Genomic DNA, 26,567 nt, shown 5'->3' on the forward strand with positions numbered 1-26,567 from the left:
AGACTGTTCCTTATCATTTATTGCTATCATGTAATCAACACTAACCCCCCTCGTAATTCGAGGGGGGTTAGTGTTGATTGATAAAAAGTAAATTCAATCTATTTTGCTTATTTAATTTAAACTATACAAAGAAGAAATAAACAATTGTCCCTATAAGTGCTGGAACAAACGTTACGACATAAATAATGCTTAAAATAATTAAGCGAGATTTTGTGTCTTTACTATAGTTTTTGTCATCTGGTTTCATACCAACAAGAACGGTTCCGACAAGACCTGCTAAGCATATAATTAAGGTTATGATGAGGTAAGGAATAGAGTCCATAGTGTTAAAATCCTTTCTGAAAAAATATTAGAATATTATACGTAATACCAGTATTACCAAATGTCTCATCCGTTATTGATTTAGAAGAACATATGTGAGGAGAGTAAAAGAAATATATTAAATACTTCTTTAAATGTAACACACTTTAATAAAGTTATAAATAAGTAAAATAGATGACGATAGAAAAGAATTAAATATTTTCACCATCACTTCACTTAAGGGTAAAAAAAAGGGGGGGGGATTCTTTTGTTCGAAAGGAAACAACAATCTCTAAACACTAAGACTTAATCAATTTTTATTTACACAAAAAAACGTTAAAGCAATAGAAACATACTTTAACGTCATGTAATGTTAGTTATTCAACAACAAGCATTGCTGTCATATCATCGTGATCTGCTCCGCACATGATACTGCAAAGTATTTTATACTCCCCAGGTTCAAGGTTAACAGTTGCACTTTCACCATCTTCAATATCTACATCTGTACCTTCAATTTTAATCCCATGGTTGCCCTCACCATTTACATAATTAATTGCTACTGTTTATAGATTGAAATTCAGATAAACTAAGTGATTTATATCACAGGGAAAAGGAAGACATTGAACATTTTGTGAACCACCTTGGTTTATTTAAGTTAGAAAACGATCCATGCAAAATCTCATGCAGAAAGTAATTGACTAAGTTGGGCAGTACACTGGACACTTTTTTTATCGTTTTTGAAATAGTTAAGTAACAATAAGCTTTTATAGATTTGTTTCTTCCTTAATAGGTAGATAGCCCTTAGATCCCTAATAATAGGGGAAACGGGTTCATATAAATTAAAACTGCTACTTCACCAGAAACGGAATGTGAAATTTTCCTTTACGTTTGCTTTACGAAATTCATCTAAATAAAACAATCTGTTAAAAAGTTCTTAATATCCAGATGATACGATGATCTCATCAAAGGAAACGAGGAGGTAATTTTTACGATGGATGTGCGCGCAGTGTTTATCGACATGGATGGAACGCTCTTAACAACTTCAAACGAAATTTCTCAGAGAAATAAGGAAGCAATTCATGCACTAATTAATCAAGGGATCAAAGTTTTTCTCGCAACGGGCCGACAATATGAAATTACTGCTCCCTACCATAAAGCGCTAGGATTAATGACACCAATGATATGTCTGAACGGGGCTTCTATTCACGATGGTCGAACAGGTAAAGCGATTCAGAAAAAAACAATTCTATTAGATGATGAGTATTTTCACCAATTGACGGGGGATGATCCTTGCAATGTCATTGTTCATACGGCAACTGGACTATATTGTAAACGGACCAGTATTGAAATAGATGAGTGGACGAGAGAGGGGAACATACCTCCATCCTATATTGGAGATTTAAGGCTTGCTAACTATCGGGATGTACTAAAGTATAGTATTCGGACAGGAACTTCGAGTACAGAGTTTGCAAGGAAGTTTTCAAAGCATGGTGAGGTCATTGATTGGAATGATGGATTTGAAATTCTCGCTAATGGCGTATCAAAATGGTCTGCTATCCGAACATTGCTTCGGGCCTATAGTATTCCAACGACTGAAGTAGTCACCATAGGGGATGGACCAAACGATATCCAAATGCTTAGCAATGCAGGAACAGGCGTCGCTATGAGTAATGCTGGTAGTTTGGTAAAAGAAGCTGCGGACTTCGTCACCGGTCATCATGAACACGATGGTCTCGCCGAATTTATTGAGCGCTATTTAATTAGCTCCTATGCTGTATAAAATGACAGAAGCATTGTATAACGCGGTCTAAACTAAAAAGTTACCACCTAACCGAATCGCTCAACCCGATTCGGATTTGTTGTGTTTAAAATACCAGATTATCCAGAAGAAAAACACATTCCACTATTATCATATTTAATTCTATGATAATATTTATTTATATTATCTAATTAATCTATTTATTAATGAAATAGGTTTAATAGGGTTAAAAGGAGGACGATTATATGGATAAAGTTACTTTATTAAGTGGAATATTCAAGGATTCGCAGCAAAAAGGAAAAGATTACTTGCTCTATCTTGATGTTGATCGTTTAGTCGCACCTTGTTATGAATCGGCTTCACAAAAGCCTAAAAAGCCCCGATATGGTGGGTGGGAATCGACAGGAATAAGTGGTCACTCGATAGGACATTGGTTATCAGCAGCTGCTCAAATGTACACGATTACAAAAGATGGTAAACTCTTAGAAAAATTGGAATATGCCGTTGACGAACTTGCTCATATTCAACGTTTTGATGATAAGGGATATGTAAGTGGATTTCCAAGAGATTGTTATGACAAAGCTTTTTCCGGCGATTTTGAAGTAGAACATTTTAGTTTGGCTGGACAATGGGTTCCTTGGTACAGCTTACATAAAATATTTGCCGGACTCATAGATATTTATACACTTATTAGTAATGATAAAGCTCTGGAGGTTGTTATCAATCTAGCAGACTGGGCGAAGAAAGGCACGGATAATTTGTCCGAAGAGCAATTTCAAAAAATGCTTACTTGTGAGCACGGTGGTATGAATGAGGCAATGGCTGATCTGTACACGATTACAGGAAATGAAGACTACTTAAATCTCGCTATCCGATTTTGCCATCTTGCTGTACTGGATCCTTTATCAAAAGGAATCGATGACCTAGAAGGAAAACATGCAAATACTCAAATTCCTAAAGTAATCGGTGCTGCAAAACTCTTTAATATCACTGGGGATATGAAGTATAAAAAAATCGCATGTTTCTTTTGGGATCTAGTTACAGAATCTCGTTCCTATATTATTGGTGGAAATAGTATTAATGAACATTTTGGTCCAAGCAATGACGAAAAACTTGGTGTTCAGACAACGGAAACTTGTAACACTTACAATATGTTGAAGCTGACGGAGCATATATTTGACTGGTTCAAGGAGGCTAAACACATTGATTATTATGAAAGAGCATTATACAATCACATATTAGCATCTCAAGATCCACATTCAGGAATGAAAACATATTTTATTTCTTCACAACCTGGCCATTTCAAGGTCTATTGCTCACCAGATGACTCTTTTTGGTGTTGTACAGGAACAGGAATGGAAAACCCGGCTCGATATACGCGAAACATTTACCAATCAAGTAATGACGATTTATATGTAAATTTGTTTATTTCATCGGAACTTGATATGGATGAAAAACAGGTTAAAATCAAACAAAAGGCAGATTTTCCGCATACTGATAAGACTACGTTAGTTTTTGAAGAAGCGGAAAGTGAACGATTAAATCTTCATATTCGTGTTCCTTATTGGGTTGCAGGCGAAGTATCGGTTGTGATAAATGGTAAAGAGAAGTATTCTCGCTCTGAAAATGGATATTTAACACTCAGTAGAGAATGGCAATCTGGGGATACAGTTGACATTCATCTCCCTATGAATCTGCATACCTATAAAGCAAAAGATCAATCGAATAAAATAGGAATTATGTATGGTCCTCTAGTACTAGCTGGGGCATTAGGGAAAGAAAATTTTCCTGAAAGCGACATTCTTGCTGATCACTTAAAGTTAAATAATCACCCGTTAATTCAAGTGCCTACACTTGTAGCAGACAAAGAAAATGTGCAGGATTGGCTAAAACAAGTCGATGGTAAACAATTAACATTTGAGACAGAAGCTATTGGTCAACCTGGGAATCAAAAACTGACTCTTGTTCCATTTTATAATCTCCATCATGAAAGGTACACATTGTATTGGAATGTGATGGAGCAACAAGAATTTGAAGTGTTTGAGGATAAAGAGCAAGATGAACTCGAAAAACGCCGAGCACATACGGTAGATGAGGTTCAGCCAAATGAACAACAACCTGAAGTGGAACACAATATCCAAAAACAAAATTCGCAATCTGACTATCTGGCACTTGTCCAAAGAGGATGGCGTGATGCAAGAGATGGAGGATTCTTTAGCTACGACATGGCTGTTGAATCGGACAAAAAAATGTATTTAGAAGTAACCTATTTTGGCGGCGATCGAACAATAATAGAAAATGAGAAAAAATACGTTCGTGAATTTAACATTTTAATTGATGACACCCCAATTGTAAATCAAACGTTGGATGGTCACGGTTCACCTGTTAGTACATTTGAAGTTCAATATGCTATACCACAGGATCTATTGAAAGGAAAACAAAAGATAGAAGTAAAATTTAAGTCCTCCGAAGGAAAAATTGCTGGCGGTATATATGGTGTCAGAATTGTTAAGTTAAACGAATAAAATTCTTTATTTTGCCTGATTTCTCGATGAGAGATTAGGCATTTTTTTATTTTAATAAGGTAAAATAAGGCGCTGTGAGTTTTCCTTAATAGAACAGTTAGTACTTCATCTTCACCTTTCTCTATTTTGAGCTCGTACATAAAGTTTTACAAAAATTCATGGATTAAATTACTGTATTAGGGAATGTTGTCTAAGAGTGGTTATAGAAATTAATAGAGGAGAAAAGTGATGAAAAAGCTCGATATAAAAAATGAAATATGTTTAATAGATGGATTAGAGATTCATTGTGAGTATGTCATGAATGGCAAACCTCCTATTTTACTTTTACATGGTTTCTTGTCTTCAACGTATACATTTCATCGTATTATCCCTATTCTTCAAGAGCATTACTCTGTGATTGCGATTGACTTTCCCGGTTTTGGAAAAAGTGAAAAATCACAATCCTTTATATACTCCTACCATAATTACGCTAAATTTGTGAAAGAATGTGCAGACTATTTCAACTTGGGGCAATTTTATATAGCTGGTCACTCTATGGGAGGACAAATTGCTTTGAATGTTGTTAAATTAATGCCACAAAGAGTGAAGGGTCTAGTATTACTTGGATGTTCTGGTTATCTTAAAAAATCACGTAAGATTTGGATTTACAGTTCTTACCTTCCTTTTTTTGATAGATTCATTTATTTATACGTTAATCGGACAGGCGTTGTTAAAGCATTAAAAAATGTCGTGTATAATCAATCATTGATTACAGAAAAACATGTTGAAGAGTTTGGTAAACCATTAACAGATAAAAACTTCTATAAAGGTCTTGCTAGGCTGTTACGTTACAGGGAAGGAGACTTAACATCGGAACAGCTTCAAGAGATAGCCATACCCTCTTTATTAATTTGGGGAGAAGAAGACCGCGTGGTCCCTATTCACATTGGTAATAAATTAGCGGAAGATTTACCCGAAGCTCGGATGATCACCTTCAAAGAGACTGGACACCTTATTACCGAAGAACGTCCTAATGAAGTTTGTGAAGCGATCATCTCTCATTGCTGTTAGCAAGTTTTTCAGTAGGTAAGCTAGTTAAATGAATGTTGTAAAGAATATGTATAGATTTTGTTTACGTGAAAACGAAACCTTTAAGTTACCTCAACAATGAGTTCACAATTATCTGTTAAGTTTGAAACAGATAGTTAATGATCAATTGGGAGGTTATAAAGTGAGGATAGCAATTTTTTCTGATACGTATTCCCCAGAAATAAATGGAGTGGCCAGAACGTTGAAGAGATTGACGGATTATTTGGATAAAGTAGGTATTGAATACAAATTATTTGTACCTGAAAATCAGCTCAGTACTCCTGACATTACTAGTGTTGAGAGGTTAGCGAGTATCCCGTTGCTTTTATATCCTGAATGCCGACTGGCGTTTCCGAATATGAACCTGTTGAAACAATCTCTTCATGATTTTTCACCGGACCTAATTCATATAGTGACTCCATTTAACGTTGGTCTTTACGGTCTTTACTACGGTAAAAAATACAATATTCCAATGGTAGCTTCCTATCACACGCACTTTGACGAATATTTGGACTATTATCACTTACCACTTTTAAAAACATGGTATTGGCGGTATATGGTGTGGTTCCATCGCTCATTTGAAAAACTGTATGTTCCATCTATTAGTACAAGAGATAAATTATATAAACACAAAATCCACTCTGAAATTGATGTTTGGGGAAGAGGTGTCAATCATCAGTTTTTTTCCCCTGCCAATCGTACAATTGAACTGAAGAAAAAATACGGAATAAAAGAAAAAAATATTTTATTGTACGTTGGACGATTATCCGCTGAAAAAGGCGTCCAAATAGCATTAGACACCTTTCACTCGCTTCCTCCCACCCTATATCATCAAACACACCTCATTATTGCAGGTGATGGACCTTTATTAAACCAATTAAAACAAGCTAATCAGGAAAAAGTGACCTTTACAGGTTTTTTAGAAGGAGAAGCACTAGCTGAAGTGTACGCTTCAAGTGATCTGTTCATTTTCCCATCCTCTACGGAAACATTTGGAAATGTTGTGCTCGAAGCTTTATCCGCTGGGTTACCTGTTATAGGAGCAGAAGCAGGAGGGGTTCAACATTTGATTGACCACGATACTACTGGTTATTTATGTCCTCCTGATGACACAACTTATTTTATAAAATATACGGAACGATTACTTTCAAATGAGGAGCAAAGGAAAGAAATGAGCTCTCAGGCAAGAACATACGCTTTAACTCAATCATGGGATGAAATCTTAGCGGAGTTAATCAAAGGATATGAAAATGTATTGAAAAAGACCATTCGGCATTCTGCTTAATTGTTCGTTAGATCAGATTTCAGAAGAGTGTTAAAATTAATATAATTATATATTGATTGAATAGTAGTTAAGCTTTATAATTAAACTCATCTTTATAAAATAGCTGAGAATAGAGGAGTGTAGCTGAGATGAGTAGAGAAGTTGAAATGAAAAAAGGGTATTTTGGTGAGTTTGGAGGTAGTTTTATTCCTGAAGAACTTCAAAAGGTCATGGACATACTCGAAGAAAACTTTGAATATTACAAGAATGATCCGGAATTTATTGCAGAATATAACTATTATTTAAAAGAATATGTGGGTAGAGAAAACCCATTAACGTTTGCTGAAAACATTACTGAATATGCGAACGGAGCCAAAATATATCTCAAACGGGAAGACTTAAATCATACGGGAGCCCATAAAATTAATAATGTCATTGGTCAAATTCTGCTTGCTAAACGCATGGGTGCCAAAAGAATTATTGCTGAAACAGGTGCAGGACAACATGGTGTAGCCACGGCGACGGCTTGCGCAATGTTCAAAATGGAATGTATTGTTTACATGGGTAAACTGGATACGGAACGTCAAGCATTGAATGTTTTTCGTATGGAGGTTTTAGGTGCAAAAGTTATCTCTGTTGATGCCGGTCAAGGAAGATTAAAAGATGCTGTAGATGCTGCATTAAATGACTTAGTAGAAAACTATCAACATACTTTCTATCTACTAGGTTCTGTTGTAGGTCCACATCCATTCCCTACGATGGTAAAACATTTTCAATCAATTATAAGTGAGGAATCGAAAAAACAGATTTTAGAAAAAGAAGGTAAACTCCCAACAGCTGTCGTAGCTTGTACTGGTGGTGGGAGCAATGCTATCGGAGCATTCGCGCATTATATCGACGAGGAAGATGTTCGATTAATTGGCGTAGAGCCAGCTGAAGCACCGACCTTAACAGAAGGTGTCTCAGCGGTTATTCATGGATTTAGATGTTTGACGTTGATAGATGAAGAAGGAAATCCCAAACCAACTTATTCCATTTCTGCAGGGTTAGATTATCCAGGCATTGGTCCAGAGCATAGTTATTTAAAGGAATCCGGACGAGCTGAATATGTTACAGTAACTGGAGATGAAGCCCTGGAAGCCTTTCAGCTTCTATCCATAAAAGAAGGAATCCTTCCAGCCTTAGAAAGTGCCCATGCCATCTCCTATGCTATTAAACTTGCAAAAGAACTGAGTCACGATGACATCATTATTGTTAATTTGTCAGGTCGGGGAGATAAGGATGTAGAGCAAGTCTTTAAACTATTAAATAAATAATGTTGAAAAGAGGATGTCTCAAAAGGTAGAAGAACCTTAGAGACATCCTCTTTATTTTACTTTCACCGCCTCTTATTAAAATGAGATACTGTCATTAATCAGAGCTTTATTTTTTCTAACAATATTACTTCCTTTTTTCAAGAAATAAAAAGCAATCACAAACGTCAAAGCTGCTCCATAAAACAAAGAAGGAGGGGAGAACACATCCATTATTAAACCAAGTAATCCAGGAGCTATAATAGAAGAGGCCATGGAGAACAAATAATATAATCCTGTGAAAAAACCGATCTTACTCATTCCACCTAGATCAGCAACTAAAGGATAGGCTTGCACATTAATGAACGCCCAAGCTATTCCTCCACTAAACAGAACGAGTTGCAAAACCAGCACTTGGTTTAATTCCGGAAATACAGTATTTAATAACGGAAGAGAAGGAATGGAAATGAATGTGAGTGGTAAAATAACTAAACCTATGAGCATAATCGGCAATTTACCTAGCTTACTTCCCAAAAGACCAGCAGGAACAGCAAAAATAACAAAAGCTAAACTGAAAAATCCAAGTGTAAAACCTGCCTTACCGGCTTCCATCTTCAAGAACTCAACAGCGTATACTGTGAATTGTGCTTCTAAACCTGCATAACCAATAAAATACAAAAAGATCGCAAAAAGGATAAAGAAATGTCCTCTGAACTCAGGCTTTAATATTTTGCCAAATCCATGAAAAAAAGACTTAGACGCTTGTATTTCCTCTATTTCGTCTTCGGATGAACCAACATAAGGCGGACGTCTATCTACAGTAAAATAAAGAAATATAAATGACAGTAATAGAAGAATCCCAGCCACAATAAAAGGGTAAGTCCTCTCTATTCCGTATAAGGTGGATAAACCAAATAATGCAATTAGCGCGCCAATACCACCCATGAGATTAATAATCCCATTCGCTGTTGACCGTTTTTCAGAAGGGGTGTGATCAGGCATTAATGCGATAACTGGTGCACGATAAATCGTCATTGCAAGCAAAAACATGATATCTATAGCCAGCAGCAGCCATAGTGTATTCAGAGCTCCATATGGAATCAGAATAAAGAAAAGAGCGGCAGCCGGCATACCTACGACAATAAAAGGCAGTCGCTTACCAAGCTTAGTATCAACTTTATCCGACCAAGCACCAATGAAGGGTATGAGGATGACCGCAAGTAAATTGTCTAAACCCATTATTCCCCCTCGAATAGCTCTACTTTCAATGTAGTCACCAAGAAGAAGCGGCATATAAGCATTATAAAACGTCCATCCAAGCGTTAATGCAAAGAATCCGCTGCCAATAGCGAATATTTTCCCGTACGAAAATGGCTTATCCTGTGTCATTAAAACGCCTCCAGTTTATCCCTTTTGCATTGCCTTACGAATGTGTACTGCTTTTTCTGGCCAATCAGTAATAATCGCTGCACAGTGTCGTTTTATCAAAGCTTGAATATGGTCGTCTTCATTCACAGTAAATGGTCGAACTGCCATATTTGCTTGATGAGCACCAGCCAGTAAATCAGAACCTGCCACTGGTAAAAAACAGTGTAATCCACTAGCCCCAATACTATGCGCATAATTCCATGGCTCGTACAGACCTTCCATGAATAAAATAGCTGTCTCCATTTCAGGATCTAATCGATGGCACTCAACAAGGCTATAATGATTAAATGATGAAATAATCACACTATCTTTTAACTGATACTTGGTGATCAAATCTATCACTATTTTTTCCATGCCAGGGTAATGAATAACGCCACTTTTAAGTTTTACGTTTAATTTAAGTTGTGTATGGACAGCCCAACTAAATAATTCTTCAAGTGATGGGATGATGACTCCTTGAAAAGAAGGCGCAAACCAGCTTCCAGCATCGAATGATTTCAACTCCTCGTAGGTGAAGTCTTTAACCCATCCATGAGCATTTGTCGTTCGATTAACCGTCTCGTCATGAATCACCACAGGGATGTCATCTTTCGTTAGCTGCACATCAAATTTTATGCCTTCCGCACCAGCTTTTAAGCCAGCCTCAAAAGATACCATTGTATTCTCTGGATGAGTACCCGCAGAACCCCTGTGAGCAAAAATTGCAGTATTATGTATCATTTCAATCAATCACCTCAACTTGGTTAGTCTATTATCTCTCTATACATATACCATCCTCAAGGTATCAATTCCTTTAGTCTGATAAATATTTACAAAAAGTTTACATAGGATAAGAAAAACGCGTAGCGTCTTTTGTTAAATACAGCGTGATCTTTAGCCACCCCGAGTAGCACCTACGTAATACGTGTAGGTGCTACTCGAAAGGAGGTGGGTTTCCCTTGACACTTGTGGCGTAAAGATAGCTGTCAACTTATACTTTCTCAAAAAAAAGAACGAGGATTGAAAAATCCCCGCTCATTTCATAAACGTATTCGATTTGTCTAGCAAAGCCTAGTAGACTTTATCGCCATTAAAGATAGAATTCTTCACAATGACGTAATCAACAGTGCGAATTGCTTCTAACTTATTTCCTCCAGCATAAGAGATAGAGGATTGGAGATCTTGTTCCATTTCTTTCAGCGTTTCTTCCAGTGAACCTTTATGTTCGACATACATTTTTTTACCTTCAACATTTTTCTTTTCACCTTTTTGAAATTCTGAAGCTGAACCAAAATATTCTTTAAAAAGCTTTCCGTCTTTCTCAAACGTTTCACCAGGTGATTCTTCGTGACCGGCAAATAAGGAACCAATCATCACCATTGTCGCTCCAAATCTGAATGATTTAGCGATATCTCCATTCGTACGGATGCCTCCGTCAGCAATAATTGGTTTACTAGCTGCTTTTGCACACCAGCGAAGAGCAGCTAATTGCCATCCACCAGTTCCAAATCCTGTTTTAATTTTCGTAATACAAACCTTACCTGGACCAATACCGACTTTTGTTGCATCGGCACCAGCATGCTCTAATTCACGTACAGCTTCGGGTGTACCAACATTTCCAGCAATAACAAAACTTGTTGGAAGGTGTTTTTTAATATGTTGTATCATATCAATCACTTCATTTGAATGACCATGAGCGATATCAATAGTAATGTAATCAGGTATAAGACTTTCGGAGGCTAATTCTTCGATAAATTTATATTCTTCCGCTTTGACTCCTACACTAATAGAGGTAAATAGACCTCGTGACTCCATATCTTTAATAAATAATTGTCTTTTTTCCGGCTCAAAACGGTGCATTACATAAAAATAGCCTTTCTCTGCTAAAAAAGTTGCAATTTTTTCATCAATAATTGTCTGCATATTCGCAGGTACAACAGGCAATTTAAAAGAACGTCCACCCAATTCAACCGTTGTATCACACTCGGATCGACTTTTCACTACACACTTTGCCGGAATTAACTGTATATCTTCATAATCAAACGCATTATCCATAATATCCACTCCTAAAAACGAATAATAAATATTTTTTTTGTATTAATGTTCGCCCAATAGATAATTTACATCAATCAATAGAGAATGTCAAAGTATTCGTGATGATTCTATTTATTATTTATATCGGTATGTAAATAACGGTTACAAGAATTCACTAGAAAGATTACACTTACACTATTGAAAACATAGCGATATAATGAAGATAAGTGTTATGCTAATTATTGTTAACCATTGAATCAAATAATATAATAACTATCGTAACCAGTGAATAGTTAAAAGGAAGGTAATATATGACAGAGCAAAATATAACTAGATTAAACATAGGTGATAAGGAACTGATCCTTATAGGCACTGCTCACGTTTCCAAGCAAAGTGCCGAACAAGTAAAAGAAGTTATTGAAGCTGAAAAACCAGATACTGTATGTGTGGAATTGGATGAACAAAGATATACGGCGGTTATGCAGGATAGCCAGTGGAAGGATATGGACATATTTAAAGTTGTGAAAGAGAAGAAAGCTACCTTACTTCTTATGAATCTACTGATATCTTCTTTCCAAAAAAGAATGGCAAAGCAATTTGATATAAAGCCCGGTCAAGAGATGATTCAAGGGATTGAATCAGCAAATAATTTAGGGGCTGAAGTAGTACTTGCGGATAGAAATATTCAAATTACTTTTTCTCGTATTTGGAATGGAATAGGTATATGGGGAAAAGCGAAACTAATTACAACTATTGTAGCCAGTATTTTCAGCAAGGAAGAACTTTCCGAAAAAGATTTAGAACGAATGAAGTCGGAAGATATGCTGAATTCCGCGCTTGAGGAATTCACGAATTCTTTTCCAAAATTAAAGGTTCCTTTAATAGACGAAAGGGATCAATATTTATCTCAGAAGATCAAAGAGGCTCCAGGGAAAAAGATCGTTGCTGTCTTAGGTGCGGCACATATCCCAGGTATTAAAGAAGAAATAAAAAAGGACCACGATTTAGAAGCATTATGCGAAAAGCCAGCTAAATCAAAAATTCCAAAGATTCTTGCTTGGGCAATTCCGTTAGCTATAGTTGGTATTATCGCGTACACATTAATTGCCAATCCTGCTGATGGGATCCAACAAATTATTAGCTGGATACTTTGGAACGGTTCTTTTTCTGCAATAGGTGCTTTGATTGCCTTTGGTCATCCGGCAGCAGTTCTCACAGCTTTCCTCGTTGCGCCTATAAGTTCTTTGAGTCCGCTTATAGCAGCAGGATGGTTTGCTGGAATTACACAAACATATTTTAGGCGTCCAAACGTGAGTGATTTTGAAAGCTTATCAGAAGATGTCTATAATTTTAAAGGCTTCCGGGATAATAAAGTAACACGTATTTTACTCGTAGTAGTTTTGAGTAATATTGGCAGTACGATCGGAACCTTTATTGGTGGTGCGGATGTCATCCGTTTGTTCCTGCAAAACTTCACGTAAAATAATAGAAAAACTCGTATAATGTGAGCTTTTACCATAACATTTAAGTGTCAAGGTTGTTTTTCTCTTGACACTTGTGGTGCAAAGAGAGCTGTTAACGTATACATATTAATCTTTTAAAAAAACGCCTAACAAATCATAAAGATTTGATAGGCGTTTCAATGTGCCGGCATGAAAATTTAAGTTTTAATTGTTATATGGAACGAGTTTTGAATCATTTATATACTGATCAATATTTTTAGAATTTACTTCGAGCGTTTCGGTCTCCTCAAAAGAGGGGACCTCATTGCCAAGATAGGAATCCAAGAGATTTTCTACAATTAATTCGCCCCAGGTATACTGACTTTGGGAAATCGTACTTGATATTTGATTGTTAGAAATTCCATCAAGGATCATAGGTAAATCATCGAAAGTAACCATTTTTTTATCCGTAAGCCCTTTAGCTTTCCATACTGTTACTGCTGCTGGACCCGAAAGCGAATCTACTCCGATTAACGCATCAAATTCAGGAAAGTCCTCAATCATATTTTCAATATTTGTGATAGTATCAGAAGGAATTCCATTACTGAATCTGATATCGAGAACTTCGATATTCGGATAATCCTTAAGAGTGTTTTTGACCCCTTCAATTCTGGAGTTAAGATTCTGCATCGTTGATAATCCAGTACTTACGATGATTGTTCCTTCTTCATTCAGTAACCGTGCAACTACTTCTCCAATATGTTTACCAGCTGCAAGATTGTCTGTACCGATATAAGAAATTCGTTTGCTTTCAGGTGCATCTGTATCAAAACATATCACATTTATTCCAGCATCTATTGCTTGATTAATATAAGGGGTCAATGCAGAAGAATCAGTTGGTCCAACAGCTATACCGTCAACTTTTTGCTGAATCAGGTTTTCCATTATTTGAATCTGTTCTTCAACACTAGCTGCCGCGGGGGCACGAATAAGAATATCAATTCCTTTCTCGACATTTTCAGCTGTTTCTTTTGCACTTAATGTGACTCCTTCAAAGAAAGGGTGTGCCACAGGGTATACAATGGCAAAAGTTAGTCTTTCTTCGTCTTTAATTGATTGCTCTGCCTCCGGTTCTATAGAGACAGGTTTTTCAGTCGACTCAAGGGGATTACAAGAACTCATTATGATGATTCCGCATAATCCTGTCATTACAGTAAACAACATTTTCATCATGGTAATCCCCCTTAAACATAGGACTCCAGTGACATATCCTTTGTTTTGAATTCTTTGGTGGTCATGCCCGTATCTTTCTTAAACAGTTTACAGAAATAATGTGCGTCACTATAACCAACTTTATGAGCAATCTCATATGTTTTGTCATTCGTTGTTTTTAGAAGTTCTTTTGCCTTATCAAGACGTACCCTAGTTAGATATTCACTTAAGGTTTGATTCGTTTCCTGACTAAACATATGACTGAAATACGAGGAACTGACGTTAACTTCACTGGCTATCATTTGAAGAGACAAATGCGCTTCATTAAAATGTTCCTCAATATATTCCTTTGCCTTTTGTATAATAGGATAAAATCTACTATTAGAATCTTCACGATTTTGAATGACGATACAAAGTATCTCATTCATATATTCCAATACTTCCGAAAGTTCGCTGACACGGGAAATTCTATTTTCTTGCACTGTAATTTCTTCTATTATGCTTTTAGGAGGCTGCACATGTTCTTTCATATATTCTGACACAGTTATCGTAAAATCTATTAAAAAATAATAGTAGTAAAAGGATGTTTGACTTCTTGGTTTATCAAGGTGAGCAGAGTAGTATTCACAAAACTGAGCGATGTTTTTTAGGTCACCAAATTTCAAAAAATGGATTAATTCTTTACGATTAACATGCTGGATATCTTTTTTAGATAAAACATCCTCGCCGGATTTTAATAAATGATATTTGTTTACAATACAATAAAATATTTTATCCTCATTTGCTTCTGAGAAGGAGAGAGCAATACCTTGTACTCGACTTCTTACTTTTCCAAGCCCAAAAACCACCGGATTGTCCGGATCAGTATTTGATAAATGAATTAATCTATGTTTGATTAATAGTGCCTGGCTTTCCAGATGATTTCTGGAGTTACTTCTCATTATATATACTGTTTCCTTGAGATTGCTTTTAAAACTAATCGTAGAAATATCATCCGTTAACCATTCCTCTAAATCGCCGGGAATATCTTCTAACTTTAATATTAAAACTAGGTAGTAGTTCGAAATAATGTCTATACGATGGTTCGCTGCTTCATTAATCGCATCAGAGGTGGAGTAAGATCCTTCACACAGTTCCTTTAAAAAATCTATCTGGGAACGTGATACATTTTGTGACGCTTGATCTTTTAAATTCTCCAGTAATTTTTCGTCTTGTTTCTCAAGGTCAATTTGTGAAATCACTTTAGTTAAGATGTTTAAAAGGTCATTTGAACTGATAGGTTTTAGACAGTATTCATTTATTTGGATACGCATAGCCTCTCTAGCGAATTCAAATTCATCGTGTCCACTTAGAATAATTATTTTAATAGATGGCATTTTCTCTTTTAGGATGCGACTTAACTCTAAACCATCCATGAAGGGCATTTTAATATCCGTGATAACGATATCAGGATTTAATTTTTCTATGAGAGGTAGTGCAATTTCTCCGTCAGGTGCATCACCACAATAAACGAGGCCTTCGCTTTCCCAGTCAATACAGTTGCGTATTCCTTCACGAACAACAATCTCATCGTCGACCAGAAATATCTTTTTCATAAAATCACCTCTTAGCAGGAATAGTTAAGCAAACAGTTGTACCTGTACCATAAATGCTGTCAATCGTTAAACCGAATGGTTCCCCGTAAAACAACTTGGTTCTTTCCTGGATGTTATACATACCGAATCCTCCGTCAGCTTTGTTTAACGTTTGTCCCTTATCTAAATGATCGCGTATATTTAACAAGTCTTCTTCTTTAATTCCTATGCCATTATCTAAAATACAGAAACAAATGTGACCATTCGAATCATAATCAGCATCAATTTGTACATGACCTTTTCGGCGTTTATTTTTTATACCATGGTATATCGCATTTTCCACAAGTGGCTGAAGAGTGAGTTTTAGGATGATGAAATTCAGAATTTCTTCGTTTATTGTGATCGTTACATCCAATATATCTCGATATCTGTTTTTTTGAATGATTAAGTAGTTTTCTACATGTTTGACTTCTTCTTCTATCGTAATTAAGTCTCTTCCTTTACTCAAAGATATCCGAAAAAAATGGGAGAGGGCCTTCGTGATATTAATGACGTCTTTTCCTTTATTTGCTTCTGCACTCCAAATAATCGTATCCAACGTATTATAAAGAAAATGTGGGTTTATTTGAGCTTGTAATGCACGTAATTCTGCAATTTTTAGTTTTTTCTCTTCATCAATACTGTTCTGAAGCAACGATTTAATTTTAGTGATCATCCTATTAAATGAGATTCCAAGATCAGCTATTTCATCCGAACTCTCACTTATAACTTTGACATCAAGATCACCTAGGGAAGCTTGCTTCATTTTTTCTTTCAAGTTACGTATCGGACGGATAAGTCTAGAACTAATAAAATAGTAAAGCGTAATTGTGAACATAATACTGCTTAAAACACTAACTATAATAAGGCTTCTAATATCATTAGCATCTTTCATAATTTCTTTTTTAGGAGCTGCACCAACTATGTTCCAACCAGTAACATCGGATGTGTGGCTAACAGTAAAGATAGATCGGTCAGAAAAATCCTCTTGAAAACTAGCAATCTTTAATGAAGAGTTATCATTCTTAGAAGATGAGAATGAATCACTCATGTATGGAAATATAAATTGCTCATCCGCACTTGATGTTATGAAAAATGAACCAGTGGTTCCTATTAGAGCATTTTCTACCTTTTCCTGAACGACTGTTGAATCAAGAAGTATCGTAATATAGCCAATGACTTCATAAGTAATATCCCAGATTATCGGTCTCGTAATCGAAATAACAGGTATATTATTGACAATTATCGTTTCGATTTTAATATCATTAGATGTGCCATTTACTTCTTTCTCCACAAGATTTACTAGTTCTGATTGATCTTTTTTGAAAACACCTTTACTTTCACTTATCGTTTTTCCTTCATGATTCGTTATGCTTACATCCAGAATATTTTTACTCGAGGGGATAATTTCACGATAGAAAGCAAACAGACTTAAAATTGTTTTCGCTTCCTCATATGTGTCAACACCAGTTCTGTTCAAAAATCTCATCGTATCTTCTTGCTTACCAATTTCTGTGAACCGAAGGGCATCCTGAAAGATAACATCTATTTCCTGACTTAACTGGGCCGCTTGAAGTTCAGCAGCAGTAAAAGCGTTCTCGGAAATGAGTTTTTCTGACTTACCATAAGAAATCATTCCTACAAAAATCAGTGGGAATACTGTTAAAAGAATAAACATAATAAGAAGTTTTGAACGCAAACTGGAAACTAAAAGCGCTATTATTTTCATAGTTTTACACCCATCCAGTAAAAGGTTTGCTTCATTATATCACATTTGTAAGCGCTTCCTTATTAAAATTTCAGCATTTTTACAATACAATATAATAATCTCCACCATTCATGAGTATCGTTCTTTGGTAAAGAAATCATTATCTATTTTATTTTACATCAAATTTATACGGCTTTAGTACATAAACAGTCACTATAATAAAATAGTCTATTATTTTTAAAAGATATTACACTTTTACATTAACTACGAACAGAAGAATCCATAAAAAATGAACAATTCTCGAAAGAAAATCTATTACCTCTTTAATGTAAGCGCTTTAAAATTAAACTACGCTTATAAAATCACAAGCGAAATTTAAGGAGGTAATAATCAATGAAAAATATATCGGGGGCAAAGTTTCTACTATTTATAGGGATGGCGTTATTGTTCATTTTGACAGCATGTGGAAATTCTAATGATGAAGCAAGTGGAACAAACAACACTAATAATACCAGCACCACTACTGAAACGAACAATACTTCTGAAACTGATGCCAATAATAGTAACGAAGCAGAAACAAATGAAGAGGGAAATGCAACGGAAGAAGAGGCTACAAGTGAAAAGCTAGTGATAGGATTTTCTCAAGTTGGAGCAGAAAGCGAATGGAGAACAGCAAATACTACTTCTATTCAAGATGCTATTACAGATGCTGGACATGAATTACAATTTTCAGATGCACAGCAAAAACAAGAAAATCAAATTTCAGCGATTCGATCTTTTATATCTCAGGAAGTAGATGCCATTGTGTTCTCACCAGTAGTTGAAACTGGTTTTGAAACTGTATTGCAAGAAGCTAAAGATGCAGATATTCCAGTTTTTTTAGCTGACCGTGCTGTAGATATAGAAGATGACTCATTATGGGTAACATTTTTAGGTTCAGACTTTATTGAAGAAGGACGCAAAGCGGCAGAATGGTTAGTTGATGATATGGCTGACCATGAAGGTGACATTAATATCGTTGAGTTACAAGGTACTGTTGGTTCCGCACCAGCAATTGATAGAAAAGAAGGATTTGAAGAGATTCTTGCAGATCATTCACAATTTGTTATCACACAGTCTCAAACGGGTGACTTTACAAGAACAGATGGAAAAGAAGTTATGGAGTCATTCTTAAGATCTGATGGAGATAATATCGACGTTTTATATGCGCATAACGATGATATGGCGATTGGTGCTATTCAAGCAATTGAAGAATACGGTCTAACTCCCGCTGAGGATATTAAGATCATTGGTATAGATGCAGTTAAAGGTGCATTTGAAGCGATGGCTGCCGGAAAAATGAACGTTACAGTAGAATGTAACCCACTATTTGGACCGCAATTAGTTGAATTAATTGAAGCCCATATGGCTGGTGAAGAGTTAGAGAAACGAATAGCAGTTGAAGAAGATATGTACACGATGGATCAAGCTAAAGAATTATTAGATTCTCGAGAGTACTAAAGTATAAAAAACTAAACTCTTAAATGCGATGAAAGCCACTCTATGTCCTTTCTAATAGAAGTGGTTTCATTACATAAAAAGAGAGTGAGGATGTATGAATATGATAGAAAAAGCTCCTATACTTGCAATGGATGGTATTACAAAAGTATTTCCAGGAGTTAAAGCATTATCAAATGTGTCTTTTCAATTGTTCTCAGGAGAGATTCATGCATTAATGGGAGAAAATGGAGCAGGTAAATCTACACTTATTAAAGTATTAACAGGAGTTTATCCATTAGACAAGGGTACTGTCAAATTGGAAGATGTGCCAATTGTGGTACAAAGTCCACTCCATGCCCAAGAATTAGGGATTAGTACAGTATATCAAGAAGTGAATTTGTGTCCAAATTTGTCGGTAGTAGAAAATATTTTTATAGGCCGTGAAATCATGAAGAACGGTCGTATTGACTGGAAAAAAATGAATGATCGTGCGGAGGAACTGTTATCAAGATTAAAATTAGATATCGATGTGACAAAGGAATTATCGTCATACTCGGTTGCCATACAACAAATGATAGCAATAGCGCGTTCGTTAAACGTATCTTCAAAAGTGCTCATTCTCGATGAACCTACTTCCAGTCTGGATGTAAATGAAGTAAACCAACTTTTTGAAGTTATTAACAATTTAAAAAAAGCGGGAATAGCAATTATTTTTATTAGCCATTTTCTTGACCAAATTTATGAAATATCTGATCGTATTACTATTTTGCGAAACGGTGAGTATATTGGTGAACACAAAACGAAAGACCTTCCACGACTTAAACTAGTTTCACTGATGATCGGTAAGGAATTAGAGGAGTTCGATGCACAGTCAGAAAATAAAGATACAGGATCCGAACACGGTGATAAAAAAGAAGTGTTTTTAGAAACGGAAGAATTAACTAAAAAAGGTAGTATTGAACCATTTGATTTAAAATTGCATGCAGGTGAAATTTATGGTCTTGCGGGACTACTTGGTTCAGGAAGAACAGAGTTAGCAAGACTACTTTTTGGTGCAGATAAAGCTGATTCAGGAACACTAAAAATCAAAGGAAAGACAACTAATTTGAATTCACCAAAACAAGCGATACTCAATGGGGTGGCATTCTGCTCCGAAAACCGAAAAGCAGAAGGTATTATTCCGGATATCTCTATTAGAGAGAATATGATTCTAGCCATCCAAGGAATTAAAGGCTGGTTTAATTACATTCCAATAAGAAAACAAATAGAAATCGCAGACAAATACGTGAGTTTGTTGAATATTAATCCACCGAATCCAGAACAATTAATGAAAAATTTAAGTGGTGGCAATCAACAAAAAGTACTTTTGGCTAGATGGTTAATTACGAATCCAGATTTATTAATTTTAGATGAACCGACAAGAGGTATTGATGTTGGCGCTAAAGCCGAAATTCAAAAACTTATGCTTTCATTGAAAGATAATGGGAAATCAATTTTATTCGTTTCCTCAGAGTTAGAAGAAGTAGTGCGTTGTTGTGGGAAAATTGCCGTTTTGAGAGATCACAAAAAAGTGTCAGAAATAACGAATGATGGGAAAATTGACCATCAGTATATTATGCAAGAGATTGCTGGAGGGAATTTATGACAAAATCTAGATTATTTTGGCCATTAGTTGTCTTAGCAATATTACTTTTAATAAATTTGATTTATGATCCTAGCTTCTTTGTAATTGATATAAGAAATGGGCATTTAACAGGGAGTCTAATAAACATTTTGAATCGGGGTGCCCCACTTATTTTAATCTCGATAGGAATGACACTTGTCATCGCGACTAAGGGTATTGATCTAGGTGTCGGTTCCGTCATTGCAATGTCGGGTGCGATGGCTGCCTTTATAGTGGATGGAAATCTTGGAGATTCAGAGAGATTATTTCCATTGTTTCTTGCTATTGCCCTTGCAATTGGACTATCTGCAGCAACTGGGTTGTGGAATGGCATGCTAATATCTCGAATCGGTATACAACCAATTGTTGCTACATTGATTTTGATGGTAGCAGGAAGAGGTGTAGCCCAACTTATTACTGGGGGGCAAATCACTACAATTTATTATGAGCCCTATTCATTCATTGGTGGAGGCTATTTGTTTATGCTACCGTTTTCCATTTACATTGTGGCTTTTGTTCTCTGCGTAGCATTATATGTGACTCGAAGAACAGCTCTTGGTTTATTTATTGAATCAGTCGGAGGAAATCCACTAGCAAGCCGTTTATCAGGGATTAGTTCAAAAAATATTGTATTGATGGTCTATATGTTCTCTGGTTTGTGTGCCGGCATTGCGGGATTAATATTAAGTTCTAACGTCGCTAGTGCTGATGGAAATAATGCAGGTCTTTGGTATGAATTGGATGCTATATTAGCAGTAGTAATAGGTGGTACATCTTTGATGGGAGGAAGATTTTTCTTAATGGGTACGGTGATTGGTGCATTGATCATTCAAACTTTGACGACAACTATATATTCTGTAGGTATTAATGCAGAAGTTATACTTCTTGTCAAAGCTGTTGTTGTGTTAATTGTATGCCTTTTGCAATCTCCAGAATTCAGAAAAAAGATTTCGGGTTTATTTTCTTCTTCTCGGAAAACGCCAAAAGATGAAGGAGTGAATCATCATGAATCGCTTTAAACTAAACGATAGAATGATACCTGTAATGATCACTCTCATGTTATTTGCTTTTATGTATTCATTTGGGATGTTCAGGTATTCCAACTTCACCTCTCCACAAGTTTTCTTCAATTTGTTTATTGACAACTCTTTTTTAATTATAGTTGCTGTTGGAATGACGTTTGTTATCTTGTCTGGAGGTATTGACCTTTCTGTTGGGTCAGTAATTGCCTTAACTAGTATGGTAGCAGCAAGCTTACTCTTGGCGGGACTTTCTCCAATAATAGTCATTCCAATTGCTTTATTGGTAGGTCCTGTGCTTGGGTTTCTCATGGGGTGTTGTATTCACTTCTTTAATTTACAACCTTTCATTGTCACGCTGGCGGGGATGTTTTTCGCTAGAGGACTAAGTTTTTTAATAAGCGTTGAAACGGTATCGATTAATGATGACTTTTTTCGATTTATGGCAAGCACAAGGATACCCATTGGAAACTATTTTATTTCCACAAGTGTAATCATTGCGATTATTGTTGTATGTGTTGCAATATTTGTGGCCCATTACACAAAATTTGGTAGAAATGTATATGCAATTGGTGGAAGTGAACAATCAGCATTGTTAATGGGCCTTCCTGTAGGGCAAACGAAAATTCTAGTGTACACCGTGAGTGGTTTCTGTGCATCACTTGCTGGATTAGTTTTTACTTTTTATATGCTGTCTGGATACGGTTTGCACGCAAACGGATTAGAACTCGAAGCCATTGCTGCAGTAGTTATAGGTGGTACGTTATTGACTGGTGGAGTTGGATATATGGTCGGAAGTGTGATCGGCGTACTTATGTTAGGTACAATACAATCCCTTATAGCTTATGAAGGATCACTAAGCGCTTGGTGGACAAAAATTGCAATTGGATTATTATTATTACTGTTTATTGGGCTTCAAAGGGTCATTGTTCATAGAAATGATAAAAAGAAGAATACAATATCTCTAAAAGATACAGAAGGCTCAGATCAGATCGCCCGATGATTTAAATTTAAAGAATAATCTATATGAATCTATATTAATGGGGAGGAAAGTATGATTACAAAAAATAGGATGAAATCTATGTCGATGTTTTTACTAGTTCTCATGATATTCAACTCCTTTTCTGGGATATTTCCAGAAGTGTCATATTCAGAAGGAGATAATCTGATTCTACATTATGATATGAAAACGAGGGAGGAAAAAGGGGGACAAACCCTAGTTAAAGACGTTTCAGAAAGTGAAGTTTCGTTCGACGGTGTGTTTAAAAACCCGGAGAATGGTCAATTCGTTCATAATAGTGAAGCGGGATTTGTTGGTTTCGATGGTGGAGGTTCCAATTCTGATAGCGGGTACATCGAAATTCCCAAAGGTACGGACGGTGAAGATCTGTTAAATAACTTAGAAGATGTCACGGTTTCTACCCTTGTCAACTGGGATAATGATGGTCAAAATCGGTGGATTTTCGGGTTAGGAAGAGTAGATAGCGATATTGAGTACGGTAACGGTTATCTTTTTGCTACACCGAGACATGGTATTGATAATAGTAACGTTGTTGCGACAGGCATATCAGAAAGTGGTTGGAGAGGGGAGACCCTTATAAGAGGACCCGCAAGTTTACAACCAAGAGATTGGGAGGTCATTACTGTAGTCTTTTCAGGATCTGATGATACGTTAACGTTATATATTAACGGTGAAGAGGTAGCTTTAGGATCTGCTGGGGAAAAAGCGCTAACCAATATTATAGATTCATCTGCGGATTTTTCAGGTTTTATAGGAAAATCGATATTCAGTAACGATCCTTATTATAAAGGATTGGTAGGAGACTTTCGGGTTTATGATAAAGCTCTGACCGATGAAGAAGTAGATGTTTTGTTCGAAGAAACGGTTCAAGAGGTGGATAAAATTGGTGATTTAGTTATAAACGATGCTAGAGATTCTTTAACGATCTCAGACTATTTAGCAGAAGGGGATCAAAATTTAGATGAGATTACTAAAAATTTAGCACTTCCATCAACAGGGAAACATGGTGTAGCCATCTCATGGAGTTCTAGTGATTTAGACGTGATTAAAAATGACGGCACCGTAACACGTCCGAATGTCAATGATTCGGACGCTATAGTAGAACTTACTGCGAATCTTTCATATGAAGAACATACTTTAGAAAAAGTATTTAGTCTAGTCGTTCTAAAAGAGTTTGGGGATGAGCAACTTGTAAATGAAGATGCAGCTAAAATAGTTATTTACAATCAAGATCAGGTGAAAGGAAATCTGAGATTGCCTACAACTGGTGAACATGACACGATGATTACTTGGAAATCATCAAATCCAGAAATTATTAAAGGGTCAGAACAAGCTAAAGATGACCAGCAACAACTTGGTTGGGTAATACGGCCAGATTCGGATACTGATGTAACTTTAACTGCAACTGTAACAAGAGGAACTGAACAGGTAGAAAAATTATTTGATCTTCAGGTGTTAAAAAACCCTGGTGAAATAGATTATGATGCTTATTTCTTTTCTTACTTTACTGGAGAATATGAAGGAGGAGAGGAAATTTCCTTTGCTACAGCTGAAGACCCTTTATACTGGAGAGCATTAAATAACGGAGAATCTGTCATTCAATCAACCATGGGTGAAGAAGGTTTAAGAGACCCATTTGTTATGAGATCTCCTGAAGGTGACAAATTTTATATGATTGCAACTGATTTAAAAATGGGAGAAAGCACTAACTTTGACGAAGCTCAAATTACGGGAAGTCATTCTCTAATGATTTGGGAATCCGATGATCTTGTGAACTGGAGTGATCAAAGAATGGTTGAAGTTGCACCAGAAAATGGTGGCAATACGTGGGCACCAGAAGCCTATTATCATGAACCTACAGGGGAATACGTTGTCTTTTGGGCATCTTCGATGAAAGTTGAGGATACTTATGGTCAGTATCAAAATGGTAGACCCTCAGGTCAGTACAATGTTATGTATTATGCTACTACGAGAGACTTTCATTCTTTTTCTGAACCGAAAGTAATGATCGATGATGGTTTCCCTACAATCGATACAACGTTTATTGAGAATGAGGGTACACTTTATCGATTCACTAAATCGGAAGTGGGATACAAAGTCTATTACGAGAAAGCAGATGACTTTTATTACGATGAAGATGGAATTGAGGAAAATGGTTTTCAATTTGACCCTGTTCTAGGCACACAAAATGGGAACCGGGGATTAATAGGACATGGGGGTAACAATGAAGGTCAGACTATATTTAAAGACATTCACGCAGATAAAGATTTGTGGTATTTGTTTTTAGATTCGTGGCCGTATCATGTTCGTTGGACGGATGATTTAGAAGATGGACAACAATTAGTTAATAATCTCATAGAAGATTCTGAATACGCACTTCCTCCAGGACCCCGTCATGGAACCGTCTTGCCGATTACACGTGCGGAGTATAATGCCCTACAAAAAAAGTATGCATTACCTGCACCAGAAGTTTCCGAGAAGCCTGTTGTTCATTATTCGTTTAATCCTGAAAATATTGACGGATCTACGATAAAAGATGTTTCAGGAAATGGATTTGATGCTCAATTAATGGGTGGCGCAGAAATTACAACCGAGGATACCGTAGGTGAATCAGGTGGAGCAGTTGAACTTGATGGAGAGTCAGGTTATGTGGAACTACCAGAGAATTTAATTAGTGATTTAGATTTGGAAAGCATGACAATGTCTTCATGGGTCAAAGTAAAAGAAAATCAAACAAATCAACGTATTTTTGACTTTTCTTCGGACACTGGTAGAAGTGTCAACCGTAATACTATGTATTTAAGCACTCAAGGGGATTCCGGTAACTTAGAGTTTGCAATCGTAACTCCATTTACCGAAAAATTCGCTAACCAAAATTCTATTTTAGGGAATAATTACAAATATGCCTTAAGAGATGCGAGGTTACCTACTACTCAATGGCAACATGTAGCGGTAACGATTGAAGGATTCGATGCTGTCCTTTATGTCAATGGGGAAGAGGTTTCAAGAAACTCGACCTATAATGTTGAACCAAGAATGCTATTAGAAACAACATTGAATTATTTAGGGAAATCCAGAAGAGATTCCCATCATTTATTTAATGGTATGTTCGATGATTTCCAAGTATATAATCGTGCGCTTTCAAGTGCTGAAATTGAATTATTAGCGGATGAATATTATACAGCACCAGTTGATGAACGTAATGTAACAGGAGTAACGTTAGATCAGGAATTAGTTAAATTGGCAAAAGGTGAAGAAGTAATGCTGACTGCAACAGTCACACCTGAAAATGCAGGGAATAAGAATGTTGTCTGGTCTAGTAGCAATGAAGATGTAGCGATAGTGGACGAGGGTGGGAAAGTAACTGCACTTGGAAAAGGAACAACAGACATTACTGTTACTACAGTTAACGGAGGTTTTATGGCAGTTAGCGAAGTTATTGTCTATGAAGAAGATGATGAAGACACTACGTCACCGGGCAACAAAGGTAAAGGGAGTGATAACGGAAAAGGCAAAGGGCTAGATAAAGAAAAGGGTGAAGGCAAACAAAATGGCATAGGTAAAGGGTTAGACAAAGAAAAAGGTAAAAGGTAAACAAAATGGTATTAGCAATGGTTTAGACTAAAAAAATTAAATGCCGAGTTTGTTTGTAGTGTATTACTAGCTTTCAAGCATATTTTTGCTTGAAAGCTAGTAAGTAGAAAAAACGAATATAACTACAAGTTACATTATATTTATTAATTTAATAGCTTCTTATTTAG

The 26,567-nt window shown here is 36.2% G+C and carries 18 protein-coding genes; 11 read left to right on the top strand and 7 right to left on the bottom strand.

Annotated features, from left to right (window positions below; translation table 11 throughout):
• Positions 1–121: 121 nt before the first annotated feature.
• Positions 122–322, bottom strand: coding sequence for a hypothetical protein (locus CEF18_RS07785; RefSeq protein ID WP_110935938.1), 201 nt, complete (start codon positions 320–322; stop codon positions 122–124).
• A 969-nt stretch (positions 323–1,291) separates the two neighbouring features.
• On the opposite strand from CEF18_RS07785, the gene CEF18_RS07790 reads away from it, so the two are divergent.
• The 5 genes from CEF18_RS07790 (at position 1,292) to trpB (ending at position 8,232) form a co-directional block, all read left to right on the top strand.
• On the top strand, positions 1,292–2,080 hold the full coding sequence (locus CEF18_RS07790) for an HAD family hydrolase (protein WP_110935939.1): 789 nt from the start codon (positions 1,292–1,294) through the stop codon (positions 2,078–2,080).
• A 224-nt stretch (positions 2,081–2,304) separates the two neighbouring features.
• On the top strand, positions 2,305–4,584 hold the full coding sequence (locus CEF18_RS07795; RefSeq protein ID WP_110935940.1) for a beta-L-arabinofuranosidase domain-containing protein: 2,280 nt from the start codon (positions 2,305–2,307) through the stop codon (positions 4,582–4,584).
• A gap of 228 nt (positions 4,585–4,812) precedes the next feature.
• A complete protein-coding gene (locus CEF18_RS07800; protein ID WP_110935941.1) occupies positions 4,813–5,634 on the top strand; it encodes an alpha/beta fold hydrolase in 822 nt (273 codons plus the stop codon).
• A gap of 160 nt (positions 5,635–5,794) precedes the next feature.
• Positions 5,795–6,937 (top strand): glycosyltransferase family 4 protein, encoded by a 1,143-nt coding sequence (locus CEF18_RS07805; protein WP_110935942.1) that lies wholly within the window; start codon positions 5,795–5,797, stop codon positions 6,935–6,937.
• Positions 6,938–7,065: 128 nt separating this feature from the next.
• Positions 7,066–8,232: a tryptophan synthase subunit beta gene (trpB, locus tag CEF18_RS07810; protein ID WP_110935943.1), complete on the top strand. Its 1,167-nt coding sequence runs from the start codon at positions 7,066–7,068 to the stop codon at positions 8,230–8,232.
• A gap of 75 nt (positions 8,233–8,307) precedes the next feature.
• On the opposite strand, the gene CEF18_RS07815 is transcribed toward trpB, so the two are convergent.
• The 3 genes from CEF18_RS07815 to guaC all read right to left on the bottom strand — a co-directional run bounded on the left by CEF18_RS07815 (position 8,308) and on the right by guaC (position 11,670).
• Positions 8,308–9,597 carry an MFS transporter gene (locus CEF18_RS07815; RefSeq protein ID WP_110935944.1) on the bottom strand — a complete coding sequence of 430 codons (1,290 nt, stop codon included), beginning with the start codon at positions 9,595–9,597 and terminating at the stop codon, positions 8,308–8,310.
• Between the two features lie 15 nt (positions 9,598–9,612).
• Positions 9,613–10,356 (bottom strand): glycerophosphodiester phosphodiesterase, encoded by a 744-nt coding sequence (locus tag CEF18_RS07820; RefSeq protein WP_110935945.1) that lies wholly within the window; start codon positions 10,354–10,356, stop codon positions 9,613–9,615.
• Positions 10,357–10,686: 330 nt separating this feature from the next.
• Positions 10,687–11,670 carry a GMP reductase gene (gene guaC, locus CEF18_RS07825; protein WP_110935946.1) on the bottom strand — a complete coding sequence of 328 codons (984 nt, stop codon included), beginning with the start codon at positions 11,668–11,670 and terminating at the stop codon, positions 10,687–10,689.
• A gap of 290 nt (positions 11,671–11,960) precedes the next feature.
• Between guaC and CEF18_RS07830 the strand changes: the two genes are divergently transcribed.
• Positions 11,961–13,130: a TraB/GumN family protein gene (locus CEF18_RS07830; protein WP_110935947.1), complete on the top strand. Its 1,170-nt coding sequence runs from the start codon at positions 11,961–11,963 to the stop codon at positions 13,128–13,130.
• Between the two features lie 186 nt (positions 13,131–13,316).
• Here the strand turns inward: CEF18_RS07830 and CEF18_RS07835 are convergent, their stop codons facing one another.
• The 3 genes from CEF18_RS07835 to CEF18_RS07845 are packed head-to-tail and all read right to left on the bottom strand — an operon-like array spanning position 13,317 to position 17,645.
• On the bottom strand, positions 13,317–14,324 hold the full coding sequence (locus CEF18_RS07835) for a substrate-binding domain-containing protein (protein ID WP_110935948.1): 1,008 nt from the start codon (positions 14,322–14,324) through the stop codon (positions 13,317–13,319).
• An 11-nt stretch (positions 14,325–14,335) separates the two neighbouring features.
• Entirely contained in the window at positions 14,336–15,898 is a 1,563-nt protein-coding gene (locus CEF18_RS07840) for a response regulator transcription factor (RefSeq protein WP_110935949.1), read from the bottom strand.
• Between the two features lie 4 nt (positions 15,899–15,902).
• Entirely contained in the window at positions 15,903–17,645 is a 1,743-nt protein-coding gene (locus tag CEF18_RS07845) for a cache domain-containing sensor histidine kinase (protein ID WP_110935950.1), read from the bottom strand.
• 372 nt (positions 17,646–18,017) lie between these two features.
• On the opposite strand from CEF18_RS07845, the gene CEF18_RS07850 reads away from it, so the two are divergent.
• From CEF18_RS07850 to CEF18_RS07870, 5 genes are all read left to right on the top strand, one after another.
• Entirely contained in the window at positions 18,018–19,124 is a 1,107-nt protein-coding gene (locus tag CEF18_RS07850) for an ABC transporter substrate-binding protein (protein ID WP_223292269.1), read from the top strand.
• Between the two features lie 100 nt (positions 19,125–19,224).
• Positions 19,225–20,748, top strand: a complete 1,524-nt coding sequence (locus tag CEF18_RS07855; protein ID WP_110935951.1) for a sugar ABC transporter ATP-binding protein — start codon at positions 19,225–19,227, stop codon at positions 20,746–20,748.
• A complete protein-coding gene (locus CEF18_RS07860; RefSeq protein ID WP_110935952.1) occupies positions 20,745–21,785 on the top strand; it encodes an ABC transporter permease in 1,041 nt (346 codons plus the stop codon). Before CEF18_RS07855 ends, CEF18_RS07860 begins: the two co-directional genes overlap by 4 nt.
• On the top strand, positions 21,772–22,788 hold the full coding sequence (gene yjfF / locus CEF18_RS07865) for a galactofuranose ABC transporter, permease protein YjfF (RefSeq protein ID WP_110935953.1): 1,017 nt from the start codon (positions 21,772–21,774) through the stop codon (positions 22,786–22,788). The genes CEF18_RS07860 and yjfF overlap by 14 nt, the downstream gene beginning before the upstream one ends.
• Positions 22,789–22,839: 51 nt before the next feature.
• Complete coding sequence (locus tag CEF18_RS07870; protein WP_110935954.1) at positions 22,840–26,400, top strand: LamG-like jellyroll fold domain-containing protein; 3,561 nt, start codon at positions 22,840–22,842, stop codon at positions 26,398–26,400.
• The last annotated feature ends 167 nt before the right edge of the window (positions 26,401–26,567 follow it).

It is taken from the genome of Salipaludibacillus neizhouensis, assembly GCF_002886185.1.
Taxonomy (GTDB): domain Bacteria; phylum Bacillota; class Bacilli; order Bacillales; family Salisediminibacteriaceae; genus Salipaludibacillus; species Salipaludibacillus neizhouensis.